The organism is Streptomyces sp. BR123 (assembly GCF_013401435.1).
GTDB lineage: Bacteria > Actinomycetota > Actinomycetes > Streptomycetales > Streptomycetaceae > Streptomyces.
The window spans coordinates 1-3,444 of the sequence record NZ_JACBGN010000474.1; the positions used below are offsets into that span (position 1 = coordinate 1).

The 3,444-nt window shown below is 77.1% G+C and carries 3 protein-coding genes; 2 read left to right on the forward strand and 1 reads right to left on the reverse strand.

Annotated elements, in window-relative coordinates; translation table 11 throughout:
• The first annotated feature begins 53 nt into the window (after positions 1 to 53).
• Complete coding sequence (locus tag HYE82_RS38745; protein ID WP_256988143.1) at positions 54 to 698, forward strand: DUF4232 domain-containing protein; 645 nt, start codon at positions 54 to 56, stop codon at positions 696 to 698.
• On the forward strand, positions 695 to 1,297 hold the full coding sequence (locus tag HYE82_RS35170) for an ATP-binding protein (protein ID WP_179178290.1): 603 nt from the start codon (positions 695 to 697) through the stop codon (positions 1,295 to 1,297). The genes HYE82_RS38745 and HYE82_RS35170 overlap by 4 nt, the downstream gene beginning before the upstream one ends.
• Positions 1,298 to 1,362: 65 nt before the next feature.
• Here HYE82_RS35170 and HYE82_RS35175 read toward each other — a convergent pair.
• On the reverse strand, positions 1,363 to 3,444 hold a 2,082-nt coding region (locus HYE82_RS35175), incomplete at its 5' end, for an ABC transporter permease (protein WP_179178291.1).

A 3,444-nucleotide genomic window follows, 5' to 3' on the forward strand; every position in this document is an offset into this window, starting at 1 on the left:
AGTTGTGTATAAGAGACAGGGGTAGGGCGGCGGAGGTGTCGTACGGTCGGCTGATGGGTGCAACACGAGGGACAGCGAGGGCGGTTGGGGCCGCCGCGGCCGTGGCGGTGCTGGCGGGGTGCAGCACGCCGCCGGCCCCGGCGCCCGCTCCGGGGCCCACCGCAGCGGTGCGGCCGGCCAAGCCGCGGCAGGCACCTCCGGGCGGGCCTTCCGCTGACGGACCGCCCCCGGCGGCGCCTTCGGCGTCTGCCGGGGAGACGTGTCCGGCGGGCGGGGTCCGGGTGCGCCAGCGGGGCGGGGACTCGGCGATGGGCGTGCGCATCCTGGCCGTCGAGTTGGTCAACTGTTCCGCCGGACCGTACGAGCTCGAAGGCCATCCACAGATCAGACTGCTCGACAAGAAGCGCACACCGATCGAGGCGGAGGTCCGGCACGGCTCGGGCGGCATCGCCGGCGGCGTGCCGAACATGGACGGGCCCGCCGAGCGGTTGGTCCTGCAACCGGGGCGGACGGCGTCGTTCGGGATGCTGTGGCGCAACCTGGTGACCGACCCGAGCGTGCCCGCCGCGGAGGGTTGGGCGGTGGAGGTGACGCCCAAGCCCGGCGCGCCCACGGTGACGGCGGAGCTCACCGACTCGGTGGACCTCGGCAACACCGGCAGGCTCGGCGTCAGCGCCTGGGCGGAGGACACCGGGTGATCGTCTGGCTGAACGGGCCCTTCGGGGTCGGCAAGACGCAGACCGCGTACGAGCTGCACCGGCGGCTGCCCGGCAGCGCCGTGTGCGATCCCGAGCACCTCGGCTTCGGACTGCACCGGATGCTCCCGGAGGGGCTGCGCGGGGACTTCCAGGACCTGCCGGCCTGGCGCCAGGGGGTGTTCGAGGTGCTGGACCTGGCCGCGCGGCGGCATCCGGGGCCGCTGCTCGTGCCGATGACCGTCACGGAACCGCGGTACTTCGACGAGACGGTGGGCCGGCTGCGCGGAGCGGGCCACGACGTACGGCATTTCGCGCTGCTGGCCGAGCGCGGCACCGTACTGCACCGGTTGAACGGGCGCGGCCTGCTACCCGGGCTGAAGCGGGAGGGCTTCGCGGTGGCCCGGCTCGACGGGTGCCTGGCGGCGCTGCGCGCACCGGAGTTCGCCGACCACCTTGCCACCGACCACCTGGGCGTGCCGCAGGCCGCCGCCCGGGTCGCGGCCCTGTGCGGGCTGCGGCTGGCACCGGACGCCGGCGGGCCGCTGCGCGGACGGCTGCGGCGCGCGCTGGTCGGGGTCCGGCACATCCGGCTCGACTGAGGGCTCCGCCCCCGCAGGGCAGGCCCGGCCGCCGGCCGGGCCGCGCGGCCGGGCCGGGTCCTCCATCAGTGCCGTTCGGGTCGCAGGGCCCAACGGGCCGGGAGGGTCGTGGCGGCCAGGGCGAGTCCCAGGGCGGCCGCCACGAAGGAGGCGTACAGCGCGGGCGGGACGTGCGGAGGCGCCCCGGTGACGGCCCTGGCCAGCGGGTTCAGCGTGGCCAGGGCGATCGCGGTGCCGAGGGCGGTGCCCGCGCCGCCGATCAGCAGTCCCTCCCAGCGCACCATGCGCAGGACCTGGCGGCGCGTGGAGCCGACGAGGCGCAGCATGCGCAGTTCGCGGCGGCGGTCGAGGACGGTCATGACCAGGGTGTTGGCGGCGGCCACGGCAGCGAAGCCGCCGAGCACGGCCGCCATGACGGTGTTGGCCCAGGCGTTGAGGGCGCGGTCGGTGGTCTGCCGGTCGGTCCACCGTGCCGCCGGGAGCGCGGGGCCGGCGTCCGCCGGTGCAGGGCCGCGGACCAGGAGTTCGGTCGGCCGTCCGGCCGTGGTGCGGCCGGCGAGGTCGGCCGCGGGGAGGGTGACCTGGCCGAGTCCGAGGCCACGGGTGTAGACGGCGACGACCTCCGGGCGGGCCGGGGTCCCGTCGGGCAGGCGGAGCGTGATCCGGTCGCCGACCGAGACCCGGGCCGATGCGGCGAGCGTGCGGTCCACCGCGACCGTACCGGGCGCGAGCCGGTCGAGGCCGCCCTCGCGTACGCCGAGGTCGAGCACGGCGGCCGGATCGCCGGAGACGCCCAGGGCGGACGCGGTCAGCAGGTGGCGGTCGGAGCCGGAGCCGGCCTCGGCGAGGACGGAGGTGCGGGTGACGCGGAGGCCGCCGGCGGCATCGCCGGCCGGGTCGGTGACCACGTGGTCGGCGAGCAGGCCGGCCTCCTGTTGCTGCCGGGTGGCCCGTTCCTCGCTGGTGTGCAGGAACACGAGCGTCGAGGAGAAGGCCATGGCGAGCACGATCGGGGTGATCGCGGAGGCGAGCCGGCGGGCGTGGGTGCGGGAGTTGGCCGCGGCGAGCGCGCCGGGGGCGCCCCCGGCGCGCAGCGGCAGGCCCAGTACGGCGGTGCAGGCACGGGCGACGAACGGGCCGAGCAGGGCCACGGCGAGCATGAAGAGCAGGACGACGCCGAGTGCCGCGTTGGCTGCGTCGTCCCCGCCGGCGGTGGCGGCGAGGCCGGCGCAGGCGATGCCCCCGGCCAGGGCGGCGAGGCCGAGCGGGGTACGGATCCAGCCGGGCCGGAGGCGTTCGACGGCGGCTTCGGCGAGGGCCCTGGACGGCCGGATCCGGGCGGGGCGGCGGGCTGCGGCCCACCCGGCGAGCAGGGCGGTGCCGAGGCCGATGGCGACGGCGGAGGCCAGGGCGACCCAGGAGACGGCGAGGTGGACGGTGTCCGGGATCGCGCCCTTCTCCTTGAGCTGCCCGAACCACCAGGCGGCGAGCGCGGTGCCCGGTACGCAGCCCAGCACGCCCGCGGCGGGTGCGACGAGCAGTGCTTCGGTGGCGACCGTGCGGCGGATCTGGCGCGGGGTGGCTCCGAGGGCGCGCAGCAGTGCGAACTCGCGGGAGCGCTGCCCGACGGAGAGCGCCACGGTTCCGGCGGCGGTGAAGACGGCGACGAACGTGGCGACCCCGCCGAAGGAACCGCCGAGGCCGGCCAGTAGTTCCTTGGCACCGTCGAGGTGAGGGTCCACGGCGCGGTCGGGACCGGTGAGCACCCGGGCGCGTCCGTCGAGGGCGGCGCGGGCCCGGTCGGCGAGGGCCTCGGGGTCGCCGGGGGCGAGCAGGACGACGGCGTCGAGTGCGTCGGGGTGCCCGGACAGGGCGCGGGCCTCGGTGTCGGAGAACCAGACGCCGGTGCCCGCGGTACGGCCGACGACGCGGAACTCCCGCTTCCCGACCGGGGTGTCGAGCACGAGCCGGTCCGTGGCCCCGGCCGCAACCGGACCGGTACCGGAGCCGGAGGCGGTGCCGGTACCGGTGACGACCTCCCCCGGCGCCTGCGGGGCCCGGCCCGCGCTGAGCTGCGTGCGGGTGAAGGCGGCGGAGCCCCACCCGGCGGCCTCGACCACGGGCCCGCGGCCTCCGCCCCCGTCACC

Coding starts and splice junctions, on each gene's coding strand:
- HYE82_RS38745 (WP_256988143.1), top strand. CDS start 54: ATGGGTGCAACACGAGGGACAGCGAGGGCGGTTGGGGCCGCCGCGGCC.